Below are 758 nucleotides of genomic sequence, written 5' to 3' on the forward strand. Positions count from 1 at the left end.
TAACTTTGAGAGAACTACTTGGTTTTCCGAGACGTCGGAAACCGCTACACCGGAAAATCAATTGGAGAAATCACCATGGCAGTGAATGTAAACACTAACGTATCAGCGATGACCGCTCAGCGTTACCTAAACAACGCAAACTCAGCTCAACAAACTTCTATGGAGCGTTTGTCTTCAGGTTTTAAAATCAACAGCGCAAAAGATGACGCTGCGGGTCTACAAATCTCGAACCGTTTGAACGTACAAAGCCGTGGTTTGGATGTAGCGGTTCGCAACGCGAACGACGGTATCTCGATTGCACAAACTGCTGAAGGTGCAATGAACGAGACCACTAACATTCTTCAACGTATGCGTGATTTGTCTCTACAATCAGCAAACGGCTCAAACTCGAAAGCAGAACGTGTGGCGATTCAAGAAGAAGTGACCGCGCTAAACGACGAACTAAACCGTATCGCAGAAACCACTTCTTTCGGTGGTAACAAGCTACTAAACGGCACACACGGTGCGAAATCGTTCCAAATCGGTGCGGATAACGGTGAAGCAGTGATGCTTGAGCTAAAAGACATGCGCTCAGACAACAAAATGATGGGCGGTGTGAGCTACCAAGCTGAAAGTGGTAAAGGTAAAGACTGGAACGTTGCTGAAGGTAAGAACGACCTAAAAATCAACCTAACGGACAGCTACGGCCAAGAGCAAGAAATCAACATCAGCGCAAAAGCGGGTGACGATATCGAAGAGCTTGCGACTTACATTAACGG

General features: G+C 46.6%; 1 protein-coding gene. It reads left to right on the plus strand.

Annotation, left to right across the window (positions count from 1 at the left end; all coding sequences use genetic code 11):
- Positions 1-75: 75 nt before the first annotated feature.
- Positions 76-758: flagellin (locus tag R8O11_RS27125; protein WP_132937424.1), on the plus strand; the 683-nt coding region annotated here is incomplete at its 3' end.

This window comes from Vibrio sp. 1288, from assembly GCF_033344475.1.